This window comes from Desulfobaccales bacterium (assembly GCA_041648175.1).
Lineage (GTDB): Bacteria > Desulfobacterota > Desulfobaccia > Desulfobaccales > 0-14-0-80-60-11 > 0-14-0-80-60-11.
In genome coordinates, this window is the sequence record JBAZPO010000011.1 from 16,643 (window position 1) to 35,761 (window position 19,119).

Sequence of the window (19,119 nt, forward strand, 5' to 3'; positions counted from 1 at the left end):
TGGCCTCACCTACATTACAGAGCGCTACCCCGGCAATCGGGGCGCCGCATCACATCCACCCCTAACCCCGGCCTCCCATGACGTCTGAACCGGCTCGCCCCTACAGTTACTACACCCTTCTCTGCATTTGCTGCGGCATAGTCCTGGGCTGCTACTTCGGCACCTATATGCGCTTCCCGGTGGTGCCGCTGTTTGCCCAGTCCCTGGGCGCCGACACCGTGTTGGTAGGGGTGATCAACGCGGCCTTCCTCTTGGCCGCAGGGGCACTGTCCCTGCCCCTGGGCCTGATCGCCACCCGACTGGGCATGAAACGCCTGGCCGGCATAGGCCTCCTGATTTTGGCCGCGTCTTCCTTTCTGCTGGCGGTCAGCCATACGCCACACCAGCTTATTTGGATTTATCTGTTCTCCGGGGCAGGTTTGGCGGCGTTCGGCCCAACCACCATGTCTTATGTGGCCGGGATTTCACCGCCCACCCATTTGGGCCGGGCTTACGGCTGGTATACTACCGCGCTCTATGTCGGCATGAGCCTGGGGCCGGCAGCCGGCGGCTTCGTGGCGGAGGCCTGGGGCTTCCCTATGGTGTTTATCCTGTCGGGCCTCAGCATCTTCGTAACCTTCTGGGTTACGTTCTTTTTTCTGCCCCGGGCCCGTCACGTCATGCCGGGGGGCCACCAGCATTCCCCCATTGGACGCGCCGTCATCCGGGAAGCCTTAAAAAATCTACCCTTGTTGGGCTCCTGGGTAGCCACCGGCGGGGGTTGCTTCGGGTTGGGCATAGTCCTCACCTTCCTGCCTCTCCATGCCCACGAGCGAGGTTTGAGTTACGGACAGATTGGCTTGATCTTTGCTGTCCAAGGGGTTATGAACGCCCTTTCCCGCCTGCCCTTCGGCCACTTGAGCGACCGGGTCCAGAACCGCAGCCTCTTGGTGATTTTGGGACTCCTGGGTGTGGTTGCCTCGTTGGCCGGTTACGGCATCTCCCGGCGACCGATGCATTTCAACCTCTGCGCCGTGGCCATGGGGCTGAGCATGGGCCTGGCCTTCACGTCAGTGGCCGCCTTCAGTGTGGAAACCGTCCTGCCGGAATTCCGGGGGTTGGCCATGGGCGGCTATAACTCCGCCATCTATTTGGGCATGATGGTCAGTTCTGCGGGCTTAGGGCCAATCATCGGCCGCATCGGTTTTGAAGACGGTTTCCTCATTACCGCGTTCATCACGCTCCTGATTACCGGCGGCTCCTGTCTTCTTATGAAGAATTTCTCTCCTCCGGGCACCCCAGCGCCCAAGGCAAGTTAACCTTCCGGAGGGTAAGGCTGGTTTGTTCACCGGAGCCAATTCTCCTCGAGGAAGATATAATTAATTAACTCTTCGGCCAGATGGACTATTTCAGGCCCTTGAAAAACTTGAAAATTTGGAAAACAGCTGGTCCGTTTGTTTCGCCGATAAAGAGAGGGAAAAGCGTGATGGAAAACAAGGTGCGTGGGTGCGCTGGGGTGCGAGTCTTCTTCGTAGCCTTGGCCGTTCTGTTCATAATGGCAGGGTCTCAGGCCCTGGCTGCTGGTCCCACGGATAGCGTAATAAGCCTCTTTAACGAAGTATCGAGCATCCTAAGTAATCCGGCCCTCCAGGGCAGTTCCCACCGTTTCCAGAAAGTCGAACTGGTGGAGAAAGCCTCGGCCCGTTATTTTGATTACCGGGAAATGGCCAAACGCTCTCTGGGGGAAACCTGGGATTCCCTGAATCATGGCCAGCAAGACGAGTTCGTGAAGGATTTCAGCGGTCTCTTAAAGGCCTCTCATGCCCGTTCCCTCTTCATGTTCACCAAGGGCAAGGTGGCTTACCAGCCGCAAATCCTCAAGGCTGATGACGCCGAGGTGCCCATCGTCATCTTGCCCCCCAACGACAAGATCTCCGTCAGTTTCCGGATGTCCAAGAAACCCCAGGGCTGGATGATTTACGACTTGGTGATCGAGGGGGTCAGCTCGCTGGATCATTATAAAACTCAATTCGCCCGGATTATCCAGGAGTCCTCGTTCAAAAACCTCCTCAAGGTCCTGAAGGCCAAAATGCAGGAAATATGCATACCCTAATGATGCTTCAGGCCCTTTCAGGGGGACGTTGCTCCACTGTTACGATTCGCCGAACTCCCACGGCGTATCCTTGCGGTAGGCCAGGGCCTGGCAGGAGGCGATGAGGCCGCCTTTGGGGTCCGTCACTTCGATGAAATAAGTTGCGGTGCGGCGGCCAGCGCGGAGTTCCCGGGTTGAAGCCACCAGACGCTCACCCATCTTGGCCGCGGCATGGAAGGTCAGGTTCATGTTGAGGGCCACTGCCACGGTGCCGTGCCCGTTCACCGCGGCCTGAAAGGCTTCATCGATTAAAGCAAAGATTGCCGACCCATGCACCATCCCCATGATATTGGCCATCTCGGGACGGCAGACCATGGACACCCGGGCCCGGCCCGGGCCTACGTCTTCTAGTTCCAATTGCCAGAATTTGCTGATCTCTTGCGCGGCAATCCGCTCCTTGAAGGCAGTCAGAAAAGCTTCATTAACCTTGCTCATTTCTTCCCCCACGTATTCGTTTTCCGGAAGTCCCTATAGGGGCGGGTTTCAAACCCGCCCCTACGGCTACTTTTGACGATAAAGTCCACTACTATCTGAGCCTCTTGCAAAAGTCTCTTTGCGGTCGAAACCGTATATATAATAAAGCACAGGCTGGAAAGCCTGTGCTACCGGCGAATTTCCGGCAATTTTGCAAGAAGCTCTTTTGGCAATTACTATTAAGTGTCTTCGCTTCGTTCATGATGACAGAGAAAAACGGTGTTTTTCATGGCTTAAAATCACCCTAAACTGCCCAAAAAATCGCTGAAAATGGCCGGGCTCGGGCCGATTTGAAGGGCAAACCCGGCACATGTGCCGGGATATTGCCGAGGTGCCTTCGCCATATACCCGGTCTAAACCCGCGTGCAAGCGCGTTCCGGTCGAGGCGGTGCCAGGGTTGTCACGCGCTTGTCCCGCGCTTGTCCCAGGGTAATAATCGGGCTTTCGTAATATTTAGTCTTTAATATCAATAAATTAATGATGAGCTGGCATCCTCGTGCCGGGACACGGCACAGGCGGAACAGCTGGAGTCTGTCAATTTTCCTAAGGTTGGCCAGCAGTGAACCGCTTTTATCCCGGCAAGTCATGTCGACAGCATAAACTCAGAACTGCGACGGCATCCAGCAATGATGAGAAAGGTGACCTGCTTTTCAAGCGGACATGATCAGGTTGTAACCACATCATTTGCCAAAAGAGGTTCTTGCAAAAAGCCGTTTGGTCTATTATGAGATTCTCCGGCCCCTTCGTTCCCTTAGGATGACAGGCAGGGAGGTATTTGCAAGAGGCTCATCTGATAATCGTTATCCCCAGCTTTGCTGACCGCTGATAGCTGCCCGCTTACTCATAAATCTCCGGAAACTGGTTCTTCCAGCGGCGGTGGAGCCAGAGCCATTGAGCCGGTTCGGCTCGCACCCAGGCTTCGATGACCCGGTTTTGCAGTTCTAAATGGCGCTGGATGTCAGCCTGAGCGTCGGAGGTTTTTTTAAGGGGCAGTGGTGGGAAAATCGCCATGAGGTGACGACCGTCCGGCAGGCGCCGGGATAAGGTGGGCAGAACCGGGGTCCCCCGGCGGGCTAGGAGCGCCGCCACAGGGGTGGTGCGGGCCGGTTTGCCAAAGAAGTTCACCAGGACCCCTCCCGCGGTGGTGGTGTTCTGGTCGATGACAATCCCCACCGGCCAGTTCTGCCGCAGATATCCCATGATTCCCTTCATGCCCTTCTGCTTGGCCACCATGGCGTTACCGCCCCGCTGTCTGATATACCGGGCCATTCGGGCCGCCCACGGTTGGTCCAACTCCCGGCCCACCGCCACTCCTGGCCGGCAGAGGAGGCCGTAGCCCATGACAGTATACTCCCAGTTGCCGGCGTGAGCCGCGATGGCGATGGCGCCTCGCCCCTGTGCCAGCGCCGCCTCCATATGCTCATCACCTACGATGACCACTTTCCGTTTGATCACGGACAGCGGGGCCAGGAGAAGTTCCACCATCTCCCAGGCAAAGCGCACGAAATGGCAGAAAACCTCCCGGGCCAGACGCTCTCGGTCCTCGGGGTTAAGCGTGTCTCCGTAAGCAAATTTCAGGTTAGCCAGGGTGATCCGCCGGTGCCGTTTATCCAAGCGGTACCAAAGTGCGGCCAGACTTCTCACCAACCAGTTACTGCAAAGACCCATGGCTCACCTGCGTACCGTTGAAAATGACTTGCTGATAACTTGGAGTCGCCTCTGTCGTCGCCATCACTACTGATTCATCGGGAAAACCGTGGGAGAATCCGCCATGACGGGTGCCCCGCCCGGCTTTCCCCGCCGCCGTCCGTAAATCCGTACCGCCTCTTCTCCCACCAGGTCGGCAACCCTGGCCATAAGAAGGCGTGCCACCACCTCTTTGCCTCCGTGGTAGGCGGCCTTGCGGCCCCAGTGCCAGGGATTGGCGTAATTAAACGCGGTCCAGCCCCAACGCGCCACTTTGTCCAGGTGGTATCGCTGAATGAAGGTGAAGCCCCAATGGCTCTTGACGTTCTGATACATCTCATGATAACGCACCACCGTCGCCAGTTCCACATCCTTGAAAGGACGCATAGGCACGGTCTCCAGCCAGGCGGCCAGCCGGCTGCCCACCCGGTTGTGCAGGGCCACCAAATCTGCCAGGGAGGCCTTGAGTTCGGGCCGGTCTTCGTTGGGATAATAGACGCGGGCGATCTCCCTGATCAAATCCATGGACATATCGTTAATGGCCTTGAAGGAGATGGCGGTCCCCGGCCACCATTTGAGCAGGTAACGGCGGCGGTAGCTGCGGATGAGTTCCAGGGCGGTCAGATCTGCGGGCCGGGGGTCCGGCAGGTTGATTCTGACTTCATCGGGGGCCCCCTCTTGCCGCAGCAAGGCATGGATCACCTGATGCCGGGTCCAGAGGCGCACGGTGAGCAGAGACGCCCCCCAGAGCGCCAGTAGTGCGCCGATGGCGAGAATGAGCCAATGGTATTCCAGGGAAAAATTCATGGTGGCGAGAACAGGGCTCCAGGTTTCATGGGTATGAGAATATGGCGAAAGTCACGCAGGTCCGGGCTGAACGGGGTTCACCCCCCGCCCTCCCCTTCCCGGCGATTCTGTAAGACGCCGTAAACCGCCTCAATTTCTGTGGCCATCTGCTCCAAAGAAAAACGCTCCACCACCAGTTCCCTGCCCCGACGCCCCAACTCCTGGCGATAGTTAGGGTTGGCCTGCAAACGGCCCAAGGCTTGAGCCAGCGCCTGGGGATTCCGGGGGGGCACGAGCAAGCCGGTTTCGGCGTCAATGACCACCTCCGGAATACCGCCCACCGTGGTTCCCACCACCGGCCGGGCCATAGCCATAGCCTGCAGGAGAGACTGGGGCACCCCTTCGTTGGCATAGGACGCCAGGACCACCACGTCCATCAGGGCAAACCAGGGCGTCACTTGATCTCGGAAACCTGCCAGGCGCACCCAGGGCTGGAGGCCTAATTGGGCGATTTTCTCTTCAATCACCACCCGGTAAGGCCCCTCCCCCACCAGGAGAAGAAAGGCCCGAACGCCGTCGGCAATGAGATTCCGGAAGGCCTCCAAAAGATAGAGGTGCCCCTTCCAGGAGCGCAGCACTGCGACGCTGCCAAAGACAAAAGCATCGGTGGGAATCTTGATCTGGGCCAGCAACTCCCGGCTTTTTTCCTGGGGGACAAACTCCGCCAGATCCACCCCTGTGGGGATGGAAAAAATCCGCTGACCCGGCACTCCCAGGCGCTTCATGAGCAACTCCCTGGTAACCTGCCCGGTGGTGATGATGGCGGCCGGGGTCTGGTAGAGCCAGCGGGTGGGCCAGTTGATTTTGACCCGGGTGGATAGATGTCGGGTCCGCACCAGCAGGGGCCGGTTACGCAGGCTGCGCCAAGCCAGGGAGCCGACCCAGGAATCCAGGGAGCTGTGGGTGTTCAAGATATCGGGCGTCTCTGCATGCAAAAGTCGGCGTAGATTTATCCAGGCGCCCAGATTGTGCGTTCCCCCGAAAGTCAGAGGCGTTACCGAAAACCGGTGAAGGCAAGCCCGACGGTAGAGCTCCCCCCGGGGATCGCAGGCAACGGCCAGCCGATGGCCGCGCTGGCGCATGGCCAAGGCTTCCACCAGGATGCGGCGCTCCTGCCCGCCCCAGCCCAGGGAGGCTTCGGTATGGAGGATAGATAACGACTTGGGCGTTGACTTATCGGCCATGAGGCATCTTATCTTGTTAGCGTTAGACTTTCCAGCACTATCAAGCCCCCCGAGACCCTGCGTGCCGCCGATGGAGGTCTAGATAGAGTTCTTCCAGTTGGCGCACCATGGCCTCCAGGGAATAGCGCTTTGCCACAGTGCGCCGGGCTGCGTCTGCCAGGCGCTGCCGCTCGTTCGGATGCAGGGCGAGGTCCAGGATGGCCCTGGTCAGCGCCTGGGGGTCACCGGCTGCCACCAGCCGGCCATTAACCCCATCCACGATGGCCTCCAGGGAGCCGCTCACCCTGGTGGCCACCACCGGCAACCCTGCGCCCATGGCTTTCAATAGGGCCAGAGGTAGGCCTTCCCACAAGGAAGGCTGCACGAAAAGGTCCAAAGCGCGATAAATTTCCGGCAGATCCCGGCGAGTGCCCAAAAACCTGACCATGTCCTGAAGGCCCAAGTCTTGGACCTGGCGCTTTAAATCTTCCTGCCGCCGGCCTTCCCCCACCAAAAGCACGAGCATATCGGGAATCTCCCGACGCACCTCCGGGAGCGCCGCCAACAGATGGGCATGACCTTTCTGGTCCTCCAACCGGCCCACAGCCCCGATGACCAGACCACTCACTCCCAGGCGCTCCCGGGCCGCATCCCGGCTTAAAGGCGTGTCCAACTCGGCCAGGGGAATGCCGTAAGGCAGGAGCAGCAGGCGCGAGGCGGGCACGCCATCGTACCGCCGCACGTCTTGCCAGACCTGGGGGCTCCCCACCAAAACCCGATCCGTGGCCCGCGCCAGGAGAAAGTTCCATGCCCGGCGATGAAATTTTACCCGGGTATAGGAATTGTGGACCGAGGCCACCACCCCGGACAAGCCCATCCCCAGGGCGCCCAGGCGGCCATAGAGGTTGGGGTGGTAGAGGTGGGTATGCAGAATGTCCGGGCGCTGGGCTTTCAGCAGCCGCCGCACCGCACCCGCCACTCGCCAGACGGAGGTGCGCTTGATATCCAGCCCCAAGCTGATCACGTCATAGCCCTGGGCGAGGAGTTCATGACCCACGGGGCCGGCGGGGCCGAGGGTGGCAACCGCGGCAGAGAAGCGCCCCGGGTCAAGGCCTCGGACAATGGCAGCCACCAAGTCCTCCGCTCCGCCTACCGGCATGGTCGCCAAAAGATGGAGGACCCGGACGCGCTTATCAGAGGATGTTGCGGCTGGCGGCAGCAAGCCTGCCTGGGCTCCAGATGGGTTCAATTGCACCGCGATACCGAACTCCTTTGCCTTTTCAGCGCTACGAGCAGGCCATCTCCCGTCGAGCAAATGTGGGCCATGTCCGGCGGATACACCAGATTATATTATTATACCAAAAAACCTTGCTGGGTATAGCTGCTTTCCCGGGTTGATGGGGTGGGGATTAAGGGAAAAGAGAGCCATGCAGTTCATGCGACTGGAGATCGAGATCCCTTGATCATAGGATAAACGGAAGGGTTTGAAAATTCTCGCCAGGAGTTGGAGAATTTTGCCTCTCCAGGGCTTGACAGTCAGTCCAGGTTTTGTTACCTATTCAGGTGAATTACACGTGGGGCTGTAGCTCAGCTGGAAGAGCACTTGAATGGCATTCAAGGGGTCAGGGGTTCAAGTCCCCTCAGCTCCACCAAATTTTTGGCGGGAATTACAAGAGGTTGGCAACCTGGAAGTTGCTGGCCTTTTTGCTTTTTGGGGCATTTTTCACCGCGGCTGGGTTACGCTCAACTTCATTGTAGTGATTTTTCTACTACATTGGCGAAGTTGCCGTTACTTTCTGGACTTGGGCAGGCTCTTTTCCTGCTTCAATGCCGGCTTCTGCCAACAAAGAGAAAATATGACCAGAGGCCGCCGAAGGCCGAAGGCACCGACCATTCGCCGGAGGGGAACAGGTCACGCAGGCAGGGCAACAGATGTGAGTCGAGACGGACGTGGTTAAACCCCATCCAGCGCTTGAAGCGCTTGGAGGGCGAATCATGAAAATCAACGATGGCAATGGCGCCTTCCGGGGAGAGATCCTGGCTGGCAGTCAGCAAGGCCGCCTCCCACCCGGGATTAAACATGGATAGGGCGTAGGAAAAAACCACCAAATCGAAGCGTCCCGGAGCCACTGGCTGGTCATAGGCGGCCGCCACGAGTGTGAGCCGTTGGCCCAGATTCCGCAGTTTCTGGTGCGCTTGCCCCAGCATGTGGGGTGATAGATCCAGTCCCCAAAGTTGAGCTTCGGGAAAGAGACGTCCCAGATGCAGAAGGTTCTTGCCCGTGCCGCAGCCCACCTCAAGGATAGCTTTGGGATGGCACTGCGCCGCCGCCAGGCGTATCAGGTTCTCCCTGCCCCGCAGAAAGGTCCAGCGAGTGAAGTCATAAATCCTGGCATGGATCCGGTAATACTGGGCAATTGCCGACTGGGCCTGGGCCGTACTGTCTGTGGTCATCAGCACACTTCCGCCAGATGCAGGCTCCCGTAAGTGCCTACCCGGTCCATTTGATGTAAGGGTTGGGTCAGCTCCGGAAAAAATTGCAGTCTTGCCGTTACTATTTCAGGGAGAAAGCTCAAGTCCGGCCCGGCAGAGCGTAGCAAAATCCTGGTGCCCGGCCGGCTGTTCCGGAAGATCTGGCGCCATTCTTCCAGGAGGGCTTGAGTATCATTCCAGGCCAGCCAATCCTGGTGATCCAGGAGGACGAAATGGCTGTATACTCCTGGGTGTGCCTGCAAAAATTCGGTGACCGTAGCTGTGTGCACCTTTATGCAGTCGAGACTTTGCCTGAGTGTGGAGAAGTTCTTGGGCTCCAGATAGCGAGGGCAACAGTCGGCAGCATAGGAGCCAGTGAGGTAAACTCTCCAGAAGTAATTGTCCCGGATAGGCACCCCGGTGAAAACCCTTCGCAGTTTGTCCTGCACATAGCACCCGAGCCCGCCCGGATACCGGTGTTCGATGAGCCGGAGTTGGGGGCTGGGGACACCAATAAAGGCCATGGTCCCAGGCTGGCGGAGCAACCAGGTTATCCCCCGACTGAACAGATGTGGCTCCAGTCGGTCATAGCAACGCTGCTGCTCTGCCAAAGATCCAGCCTCAAGCAGAGCCAGAGCCAAGCCCTTTTTTTTGCCTTTTAACATTAACTTATTGAAAGCCCAAGCAAAATCACCAGCAGCGCCCCGCAAGTAGAAGGATCGACGCAGTCCCTTCGGGTTGAAATAATAACCGAATTTTTCATCCCAGAATTCTTGGGCCCAAACCGGCAAGGAAGGCCGGAGGGTGGCATAGATGTCCCGATACCCCAGGCCTCCCCCCTCGCCGAACAGGGAGAACAGGGCCTGGTGGTCGCCGGCGTCCAACAGAGCCATCTTAAGGCAGAGAACAGCGTTTTGCCGGTAATTGACATCAACGGCATGGATGGCGGCGGGCCCATCCAAGAGGTAATCCAGCACATTGCAACCGGCGCTGGTGATGGCAACGATGGTGCTTTCCGGGGTGAGGCCCAGCAATTCCCGGTCGAGGCGAGGATCTTCCCAGCAGGTGTTGTAAATCAGACGGTTTTCATGGATAAATGCAAACAGCCTTTCTTGCAGTCCGCTAACCATTATCAGCTCCGGCTGAAAAGAGATTAATCAATTATGCCGAATGATTGTTCAGGGGGTGTTAGTTTTTAGTAACAAATCAGATAACATTCTGCTTCGGGCAGCCTGCTTCCTTTGGTTAAACCAGGTAACGGAGATGCATATTTCAGGAATAGACGTGAGGAAGGAGGATCTTGTTAGCGACTAGCTTGCCAAGACATTTTTTGCAAAATATTTTATGGAATCATCGAGGTTTTGATGAGCGTTGAAATTTATTTGTGTAGTTCGGATAGTGCTGGATTAAGGTGGTTAAATTTATTCAATCTTCCATTTGCCGTAATGTAATATCAATCTAATATTTTTTTCATTTTTTGTTTTATCAATTAAACATACACCAAATGGGGTAATCCTACCTATTTCTTCTGAATATTTAACACTATAACCTGTTCCATTATCATCTTTCCTTATATTAATTATTTTATCAAAAATTAAATCACCCAGCAATACATCTATTATAATTTTATTATTCTCAGTTCTTTCTTGTAATACATATTTTCTTCCTTCTTCGGTTAAGTTAACCACATAATATTCGCTTCCATTGCTTCCTATTCCATGAATATTCATTAATATTAATTTATTGGCCAACATCTTAATATAATTCGACATGTTATCTTTGGTAATCAATATGCCTTGGTCAGGGCTTTGGCTTATTTCAACGCTACCGATTTTTTTTACAGGATATTGTGTCGCTGTTAAAATTAATTTTTTTACTTTATCATTCGTAAGATTCTCGCTACAACCAATGCTTATGAAAACCAAGATTGCAATTAATAAATATCCATAGAAATAGACTACTTTTTCTCTCATGTCATATATCCTTATTTCAAAAATAATATTTGGTGGTTACCGGTGTCCTTAAAGTACCGCTGAAGTTTTGGGTAGTTTAGCTCCTGCTCAAGCCGGGGTCGTGGCCTTCTGGATGAACTGGGCCAATTCCGGAGACACCGAGGTAAAGCGGATGGCGGCTTCATGATGCCCCTCGGCAGCGGGCTTGACCGCGGTGACTTTGCCATAGATCTTCCCCGGGAGCTCGGCCGTCTTCTCTCCCAGGAGATTGAGTCGAACATCCTCCCAGGCCTCCAACTCCCCTTCATAATCTAAAATCGCTGAAATTTCTGAAAGTTGAGTAATCCAAGCCTTGCCGGTGGCGCCGGTGACGATCTTTTCGCTCATGCGGTAGACGTGTACCGGAATCTTTTCGGGCAGGGGGATCAGGGTCTGGGACTTCTCCTTCAGAGCAATGTCATAGGGACCGTGGATGCTCCTGACGTCATAAATGGTTGAGGTTCCCGGAATACCCTTCATCTGAACCTGGACCTTATCCCGGATCTCGACGAGGTCTTGCACCCGCTGGAACGACTCCTGGCTGATCAGCACTTCACCGCCCAGGGCGTAGGACTCGATGCGGCTGGTGAAGTTGACATGGGACCCCACCACGCTGTATTTAGTCCGTTGTTCGGAGCCGATATTGCCCACCACCACCTCGCCGGTGTTCACCGCGATGCCCATCTCCAGGTGGGGCAGGCCATCAACTTGGTTAAGGGCGTTGATCTCCTCCATGGCCGTCTGCATTTTGAGGGCGCAGGCCACCGCCCGGGCCGGATGGTCTTCCTGGATCTCGGGCGCCCCGAAAAAGGCCAGTATGCCATCGCCGACAATCTCGTCGATCACGGCTCGATAATCCACCAGGATTTCGATCATCTTGCCCAGATAGCGATTGAGAAAAGTGATCACCTTCTCCGGTTCCATCCCTGCGGTGATGGCGGTGAAGGCCCGCAAGTCGGACATGAGGATGGAGACTTCCCGGCGTTCGCCCCCCATTTCTAGAGCTCCCTTGGATTCCAGGAGCCGCTTGACCACCTCCTGGGTGACGTAGCGGCCGAACGTATCCCGGATGAAGTCACGCTTTTCGATATAGTCTGTGAGTTGTCGGCCCAGCAGATTAAAGGATTCGGACAACTGGACCACTTCTTTAACCCCCCGGGCCGCAACCGCCACCGCGAAGTTGCCATCTCCCACCTGACGCACCGCATCCCGCAAACGTGAAATGGGCCAGGAAACAGTGGAGGCGAACCACAGACCAAAGAGTATGGCCATAAGAGAGAGGGTCAACCCGGCGATCAATCCTTCTCGTTTAACCTGCTTATCTAACTTACCGAGTTGTTCTTGAATATTATGTTTAGCCTGGGCCAAAATTTGTTGATTGGCCTGGACCACTTTCTGCTGGGTGGGCTCGAAGAATTGATCAATATTGACTATAGAGGCCACGATAAAGGGGGTATTCGGGACGTGCAGTCTGACTGAAAATCTCTTTCTATCCTTATTATGCTCGTCAAAGGAGGTAAAGTACCCGGATACATCTTCCTTGAGGGAATGTTTGAGCAGATCCATCGCCTCGGGATAGCCTCCCCGCCAGGTCAACTGGTTTTGGCCTTCCGCCCGGCGATCGGGATGAAAAATAATTTCCCCTCGATTATCATAGAGATCGGTATAGCCCGCGGCGCCTTCGGGAGTAAAGATCTTTTGTACCGCAATCCTTCTCAGTTTGTCGTTCCGGCGTAATTGGGCATAGTCATACTGCTTTTGGTTGCCCAGGAGATAAGCCAGTTCCCGCACCACATCTTGGGCTTTATCTCTGACCACGTATTCTCCCAGGTTAGTCAGGATTTTCTCCGAGAGCTGATCATTTGCCACGGTTACCTGTTGCACTGAAGCATCGGCGATATGTAACGTTTGCACGCTTAATTCAGTCATAAAGCGTTGGGCAACGAACCACATACCCAAGGTCAACAAAAGAATAAGCACAATATAGGACAAGATCAGGTAGGTACGGACAGTCATGATGATCTCCAAAAATCAAGTGACTTAATGAGCATTGGCCCTGTAAAACCTCGTGAGCAAGCAGCACCTTCTTACGCAATTATAGCCGCTAATCTTCCCAGGCAGTAACGTTATAATGGCTATCTGGATGTATGGATTGGAGGTCCGCAACCAAGGTCGAAGCTTCAGACTGCACAAGAACAAGACATCGAATTCCTGGCGCTGGCGGCGCTGCATGATTTATGAGTGGCCAGCTTGTGATAGGGTCAGACTTCCACCAGGAGAGGTTTCCAGGCTAAAGCCATAAGACGTTTGAGACCCGGAGGCGCAACGGTTCCTTGGGGAGACAAGGTAATGGGCGTGCGCAAGAATAGCATGTAGTCGCAGTGAACCATGTAGATTTCGGCAAACCGGCGGTAGTCGGAACCGTAAATTTCGGCCTTGTTATACCGGTCATCGTCGCTGACCTCCACCCGGCCGTCCGGGTAGACGTCACCCGGCGGTAGCACTCGTCATCCTCAAGCATGCAGGGCAGGATGACCCATTCTCCGGGCTCAACGGCTATGATCCTTCTCATGTCCCCGCTCCTTCGCGTTCACCGCCAAGAAAAATCGCCGGGCATCCTCGGAGGCGGAGAACTCCTCACCTCGGTTCTTGTCCATTGATCCCTGGCTCTTTGCGTCAGTATCTTGCCGACTCATAACGAATCTCCATCCGGATAGTGAAGGGTTGTTATGCGGTCGAGTGCCTGCCCGGGAATGGGGCTGAAAATTTTAATATGCCAAATTTATCATGCCATAGATCCATGGCAAGAATTCATTTTTGTACTTGATTCGCTTTTATTCTTTTGGCGATCTATGGACATCTTAACATGTTTTCGAGTCAGGCTCAGTGGTTCAGTCTCCCACTCGGCGTATTTCATTTTTTTTATGGGAAAATGTATAGTTATTCTGATACCAAACCTGTCTAATCGGACCAGGGGAACTCGTTATGGCGCCTTGTTTATCCATCCTGATCATCGATGATGAACCTAACATTCGCAAAACCCTATCCATTGCTTTGGAGGCCGAGGGCAACCGCGTGATGGCCGTCAGCAATTTTAAGGACGCTGTGGCCGAAGCCTCCCGTCGGTTTTTTGATATGGCCCTGGTGGATTTGCGCCTGGGAACGGAGTCGGGACTGGACTTGATCCCTATTCTGCTGACCAATTGTCCCTGGCTGAAGATCGTGGTAATCACGGCCTACGCTGCCATCGACACGGCAGTGGAAGCCATGCGCCGGGGCGCCTTTGACTACCTGCCCAAGCCGTTTTCCCCTGATCAACTGATGCTGTTAATCCGCAAGATCGCCGGGGTGCGGGCGCTGGAACAGCGGGTAACGGCGCTGCAGGAAGCCCTCAACGAGGCGCTGCCTGAGGCGGACCTGAGCAGCCGAAGCGTGGCTATGCAAAAAACCCTGGCGCTGGCCCAGAAGGTGGCGGACAGCGACGCCACCCTTTTGATTCGGGGTGAGAGCGGCACGGGCAAGACCCTTTTGGCCCGGGCGATCCATGCCTGGGGGCGGCGCGCCTCCAAAATTTTTAGTGTGATTTCTTGCCCTTCTTTGTCGGCGGAGCTGTTGGAAAGCGAACTGTTCGGCCATGTCAAAGGGGCCTTTACCGGCGCGCTGCGGGATCATCCGGGGCGGGTTGCCGCCTGCGAGGGCGGCACCCTGTTCCTCGATGAAATCGGAGACTTGCCGCTGCCATTGCAGGCCAAGCTGTTACGGGTGCTCCAGGAAAAGGAATACGAACGGGTCGGCGAGGTGGTAACCCGCAAGGCCGACGTACGGATCATCACGGCCACCAGCGTTGATCTGGCCGCGGCGGTCAAGGCCGGCCGGTTTCGGGAAGACCTGTTTTATCGCTTAAATGTGGTGGATATTGTGGTGCCGCCGTTGCGCGAGCGCCGGGAGGATATCCTGCCCCTGGCGGAGCGCCTGCTGGTTTTTTTGGCCCGACAGAACCATCGCCGCATCCTGGGTTTCAACGAGGCGGCTCAAGCGGCCCTTCAGCACTACCCCTGGCCCGGCAATGTCCGGGAATTGCGCAATGTCATCGAGCGGGCGGTCCTGCTCGATACGGGTGAGACTATTGGCGTGGAGTGTATGCCGCTTGGCCTCATTCCAACGCCGCCTGAGCCCAAAGTAGGTGATTTGGTTTCCCTTGAAACCATCGAGGAAAGACACATTCGACAGGTGTTGGCGGCGAGTAAATCTTTGGAGGAGGCGGCCAGGATCCTGGGCATGGACCCGGTTACGCTTTGGCGCCGGCGCAAAAAATACGGCGTCTGACCTTCCCCTTGCATTTTGCAATCTAAACGTCTGCCTAACCTGCAACTTGAAACCTCACCTTGCGGTTGCCACCACGCCGACTTATTAATTAATTAAGCATCCTAGCCAGTTATAAATTGCCGGCCAACGGCATAAGGGTTGCATTCTATCGGCCCGGGAGCAATTCTATGGGCATCAGGACCAAACTGGTGATTGCCTTCGCCGGCCTTTTGCTGATTGTCGCCGCGGTGGGCGTAGTGAGCATCCATACCCTCAATGAATCCAGCCAGGCCATAGCCCGCATCCTGCGAGAAAATTATGACTCGGTGGCGGCTTGTGATCATATGAAGGCGGCCCAGGAGAAACTTGATCGCCAGGCTGAACTGTGCTTGTTAGAAGACCGGCCTGACGTCTGTAAGCGCAGCGAGGCGCTTTTGGGTGAGTTCGAAAAAAATCTTCGGATTCAACAAGGCAACGTCACCCTTCCCGGCGAGCAGGAACTCACCGATAAGCTCACGGCTGCTTGGCAAGGCTACCGGCAAGGTTTGGAAAACTTCTATCAACTGTCTGATCTCACCGCACGCCGAGAATTTTATCGCCAGCGACTCCTACCGCAATCCCAGGCAATCAGGGAGGCGGCTCAAAAAATCATCGATGCGAACTTGAATAATATGGTGGCCGCGGATGGCCAGGCCCAACTTCGGGAGGCGCAGACCAGAAGAGCTTTGCTCTTTTTGCTGTTCATCGCCATGGCCATGGGCGCCGGGTTCACTGTCCTGGTGGGGCCAGCAATTTTAGAACCCATCAATAGCCTCACCCGGTCAGTGCGGGAAATTCAGAAAGGCAACCTGGATCTGGTGGTCAATGTCCACTCCCAGGACGAAATCGGTCAGTTGGGCGAAGCCTTTAATCAGATGGCCACGAGCCTGAGGGAGCTTAGGCGCAGCGACCGGGCCCACCTGTTGCGCACCCAGCATTCGACCCAACTTGCGCTAGATAGTCTGAGCGACGCTGTGGCTATTTGCACCTGTGAAGGCAAGATTGATCTGGCCAATGATGCGGCGCAGCGCCTGTTCGGGTTGAGGCCCGAATCAACGGTAGACGAGGCTGGCAACGAGAAAATCACCCAAATGTTCATACGGGTGTGCCAGGAGGAGCGGTCTTTCCAACCCAGAGGTTATGATGCCGCGATCCAGATTTTTATGGAGGAAGAAGAGCATTTTTATCTCCCCCAGGCCATTCCCATCTTTGATCAGCCCCGGCAACTCGTGGGGGTTACCCTGATGCTTACGGATGTGACGCGCTTGCGCCATCTCGATGAGGTCAAGACCGGCTTGATCTCCACGGTCTCTCACGAATTGAAGACGCCCCTGACTTCTATCCGCCTGGCGATCCATGTACTTCTGAACGAAAAACTCGGGCCTTTATCTCCCCAACAGATGGAGATTCTGGCTACGGCGCGCCAGGACAGCGATCGCCTCCATCGGGTTATTGAAGATCTGCTCGATATTAGCCGCATAGAATCGGAGGGCGCCGGAATTCAGCTGGAGCCGGTCAATGTGGAGGATCTGCTTCTGCAGGTGACAGATAAAGTGAGATCGGCGTTCCGAGATCAGAAAATCAAGCTGCACCTTGATGTGTCGGCTGAGGTGCCGCGAGTGCTTATTGACCCGACCCGTTTTCAGTTGGTGTTCGATAATCTCCTCAATAACGCGCTTAAATACACGGCCTCCGGGGGTGAGGTGAGCATAGCGGCTCGCTCTGAGGACGGCATGGTTTGCTTCGCCGTGCAGGATACCGGCATCGGTATTGCCCCGGAACACCTCCCCCGCATCTTCGAAAAATTCTTCCGGGTGCCGGGACAAGACCATATCGGCTCGGGGCTCGGACTCACTATTGCGAAAGAAATCGTGGAGGCGCACCACGGTAATATCACTGTCGCCAGCCAGCTGGGCACGGGGACTACATTTACTTTCTCTGTGCAAGCCGTGAGAGAGCGGGGGGCAGATTTAATCTAATCCTTTTAATCAACCGTAGCACAAGGAGTTGATCATAATGGACATCGTCTGGATAATTATCTCTCTCATTTTCTTTGGCATCTGCCTGGCCTACGTCGGGTTCCTGGCCAAGGAGGGCACGACATGGAAAACCTGATCGTAGGCCTGGTGGCCGTAGCTTTGATTGTCTATCTCTTCGTAGTGCTGTTGCGCCCCCATAAGTTTTAACCGGGAGAAACCTGTATGAATGCGAATGGCTGGATACAGTTGGCTTTTTTCAGCATCGTCCTGTTGGCCCTGACGAAACCCATGGGCCTGTACCTGGTGCGGGTGCTGGATGTCAACGGTCGAACCTGGCTCGATCCGGCGTTGAAGCCGGTGGAGCGCCTGATTTATCGTGTCGCCGGAATTGATCCGACCAAAGAGCAAGATTGGCAGGGCTATGCCATTTCCGTCCTGATCTTCAGCCTGGTCACCCTGCTGTTGACTTATTTCATCCTGCGGCTGCAAGGGGTGCTGCCCCTCAATCCCCAGAGCTTTAGCGGGGTGTCGGGGGATTTAGCCTTTAATACCGCCGCCAGTTTCACCACCAACACCAACTGGCAGAACTACGCCGGTGAGAGCACCCTGTCCTATCTTTCCCAGATGGTGGGGCTGGCCTTCCATAACTTCATTTCCGCCGCGGCCGGTATCGCAGTCGCCGCGGCCCTGGTCCGGGGCATCGCGCGGGACAAAACTGCAACCCTGGGCAACTTCTGGACCGATCTGACCCGGAGTTGCCTCTATCTGCTCCTGCCCATCTGCCTGGTCTTCGCCGTGTTTCTGGTTTCCCAGGGGATGATCCAGAACTTTAGCACCTACACAACCGCCAAGGTGGTGGAACCTTATACCACCCAGGTCGTCAAAAAGGACGCCGGCGGCCAGGGGATAAAGGACGCTCAGGGCAACCCGCTTATGGAGGACGTCAAAGTCGAGACTCAGACGATTCCCCAAGGCCCCGTGGCTTCCCAGGTGGCTATCAAAATGCTGGGTACCAACGGCGGCGGCTTCTTCAACGCCAATGCGTCGCATCCCTTTGAGAACCCGACGCCGCTGACGAATTTCATACAAATATTATCCATCTTCTTGATACCGGCGGGATTGACCTATTACCTGGGCCGCATGGCGAGCAACCAGAAGCACGGTTGGTCGGTGTGGACTGCCATGTTTCTGCTGTTCCTGGTGGGGGTCCTGGTCTGCTGGTACGCCGAGGCGCACGGCAACCCCCGCCTGACGGCCTTAGGCGTCGACCAGACCTGCGGCAATATGGAAGGCAAGGAAGTACGATTCGGCATCTTTAATTCCTCGCTCTTTGCCACGGTGACCACCGATGCTTCGTGCGGCGCGGTTAACTCCATGCACGACTCCTTCACGCCGCTGGGCGGGCTGGTGCCGATGTTTAATATCCAGTTGGGCGAGGTCGTCTTCGGCGGGGTGGGCGCAGGCCTCTTCGGGATGTTGGTTTTCGTGGTGCTGGCGATCTTTCTGGCCGGCCTTATGGTGGGCCGCACCCCGGAATACCTGGGGAAGAAGATCGAGTCCTTTGACATCCAGGTGGCGGCCCTGGCCATTCTGGTGCCCATCGTATTTCTCCTGGGCTTTGCTGCATTGGCCTCGACGACCGAGTGGGGCGTCAAGGCCCTGAACAATGCCGGGCCCCACGGCTTCAGCGAAATGCTCTATGCCTTTACATCATGCATCGGCAACAATGGCAGCGCCTTTGCGGGGCTCTCGGGCAACGCCCCTTGGTATAATTTGACGCTTGGTCTGGCCACGCTCATCGGGCGCTTCCTGCTCATCGTGCCGGTGCTGGCTCTGGCCGGGAGCCTGGGGCGCAAAAAAACCGTGCCCCAAAGTGCCGGCAGTTTTCCGGTGTCCGGCCCCACCTTTACTTTCTTGCTTATCGGCACGGTCATCATCGTTGGGGCGTTGACCTTCTTCCCCGCCCTCAGTCTCGGACCCATTGTCGAGCACTTCTTAATGATCAATTCCAGCAAGCTTTTCTAAGGACCTTG

At 55.8% G+C, this 19,119-nt stretch carries 16 protein-coding genes and 1 tRNA gene; 6 read left to right on the plus strand and 11 right to left on the minus strand.

The window, feature by feature from the left end:
* Positions 1-77: 77 nt before the first annotated feature.
* Both WC600_11240 and WC600_11245 read left to right on the plus strand, forming a co-directional pair.
* Positions 78-1,298, plus strand: a complete 1,221-nt coding sequence (locus tag WC600_11240) for an MFS transporter (GenBank protein ID MFA4903303.1) — start codon at positions 78-80, stop codon at positions 1,296-1,298.
* A 167-nt stretch (positions 1,299-1,465) separates the two neighbouring features.
* Complete coding sequence (locus WC600_11245; GenBank protein MFA4903304.1) at positions 1,466-2,092, plus strand: ABC transporter substrate-binding protein; 627 nt, start codon at positions 1,466-1,468, stop codon at positions 2,090-2,092.
* Between the two features lie 39 nt (positions 2,093-2,131).
* Here the strand turns inward: WC600_11245 and WC600_11250 are convergent, their stop codons facing one another.
* From WC600_11250 to WC600_11270, 5 genes are all read right to left on the minus strand, one after another.
* Positions 2,132-2,566, minus strand: a complete 435-nt coding sequence (locus WC600_11250; GenBank protein ID MFA4903305.1) for a PaaI family thioesterase — start codon at positions 2,564-2,566, stop codon at positions 2,132-2,134.
* An 876-nt stretch (positions 2,567-3,442) separates the two neighbouring features.
* Positions 3,443-4,273: a hypothetical protein gene (locus tag WC600_11255; protein ID MFA4903306.1), complete on the minus strand. Its 831-nt coding sequence runs from the start codon at positions 4,271-4,273 to the stop codon at positions 3,443-3,445.
* 66 nt (positions 4,274-4,339) lie between these two features.
* Positions 4,340-5,098: a hypothetical protein gene (locus WC600_11260; GenBank protein MFA4903307.1), complete on the minus strand. Its 759-nt coding sequence runs from the start codon at positions 5,096-5,098 to the stop codon at positions 4,340-4,342.
* Positions 5,099-5,175: 77 nt separating this feature from the next.
* Positions 5,176-6,321: a glycosyltransferase family 4 protein gene (locus WC600_11265; protein ID MFA4903308.1), complete on the minus strand. Its 1,146-nt coding sequence runs from the start codon at positions 6,319-6,321 to the stop codon at positions 5,176-5,178.
* Between the two features lie 40 nt (positions 6,322-6,361).
* Positions 6,362-7,555, minus strand: coding sequence for a glycosyltransferase (locus WC600_11270; protein MFA4903309.1), 1,194 nt, complete (start codon positions 7,553-7,555; stop codon positions 6,362-6,364).
* Between the two features lie 321 nt (positions 7,556-7,876).
* Here WC600_11270 and WC600_11275 point away from each other — a divergent pair.
* Positions 7,877-7,952, plus strand: a tRNA-Ala gene (locus WC600_11275).
* A gap of 172 nt (positions 7,953-8,124) precedes the next feature.
* On the opposite strand, the gene WC600_11280 is transcribed toward WC600_11275, so the two are convergent.
* The 6 genes from WC600_11280 to WC600_11305 all read right to left on the minus strand — a co-directional run bounded on the left by WC600_11280 (position 8,125) and on the right by WC600_11305 (position 13,459).
* Complete coding sequence (locus WC600_11280) at positions 8,125-8,754, minus strand: class I SAM-dependent methyltransferase (protein MFA4903310.1); 630 nt, start codon at positions 8,752-8,754, stop codon at positions 8,125-8,127.
* Positions 8,754-9,902, minus strand: a complete 1,149-nt coding sequence (locus tag WC600_11285; protein ID MFA4903311.1) for a BtaA family protein — start codon at positions 9,900-9,902, stop codon at positions 8,754-8,756. The genes WC600_11280 and WC600_11285 overlap by 1 nt, the downstream gene beginning before the upstream one ends.
* A gap of 291 nt (positions 9,903-10,193) precedes the next feature.
* Positions 10,194-10,745: a hypothetical protein gene (locus WC600_11290; GenBank protein MFA4903312.1), complete on the minus strand. Its 552-nt coding sequence runs from the start codon at positions 10,743-10,745 to the stop codon at positions 10,194-10,196.
* 87 nt (positions 10,746-10,832) lie between these two features.
* Positions 10,833-12,779 (minus strand): adenylate/guanylate cyclase domain-containing protein, encoded by a 1,947-nt coding sequence (locus tag WC600_11295; protein ID MFA4903313.1) that lies wholly within the window; start codon positions 12,777-12,779, stop codon positions 10,833-10,835.
* A gap of 245 nt (positions 12,780-13,024) precedes the next feature.
* Positions 13,025-13,267 (minus strand): hypothetical protein, encoded by a 243-nt coding sequence (locus tag WC600_11300; GenBank protein MFA4903314.1) that lies wholly within the window; start codon positions 13,265-13,267, stop codon positions 13,025-13,027.
* Positions 13,268-13,312: 45 nt separating this feature from the next.
* Complete coding sequence (locus WC600_11305; GenBank protein MFA4903315.1) at positions 13,313-13,459, minus strand: hypothetical protein; 147 nt, start codon at positions 13,457-13,459, stop codon at positions 13,313-13,315.
* 289 nt (positions 13,460-13,748) lie between these two features.
* Between WC600_11305 and WC600_11310 the strand changes: the two genes are divergently transcribed.
* From WC600_11310 to kdpA, 3 genes are all read left to right on the plus strand, one after another.
* Positions 13,749-15,089 (plus strand): sigma-54 dependent transcriptional regulator, encoded by a 1,341-nt coding sequence (locus WC600_11310; protein MFA4903316.1) that lies wholly within the window; start codon positions 13,749-13,751, stop codon positions 15,087-15,089.
* A 167-nt stretch (positions 15,090-15,256) separates the two neighbouring features.
* Positions 15,257-17,086, plus strand: a complete 1,830-nt coding sequence (locus WC600_11315) for an ATP-binding protein (GenBank protein ID MFA4903317.1) — start codon at positions 15,257-15,259, stop codon at positions 17,084-17,086.
* Positions 17,087-17,308: 222 nt separating this feature from the next.
* Positions 17,309-19,111, plus strand: a complete 1,803-nt coding sequence (gene kdpA / locus WC600_11320) for a potassium-transporting ATPase subunit KdpA (protein MFA4903318.1) — start codon at positions 17,309-17,311, stop codon at positions 19,109-19,111.
* Positions 19,112-19,119 lie beyond the last annotated feature (8 nt).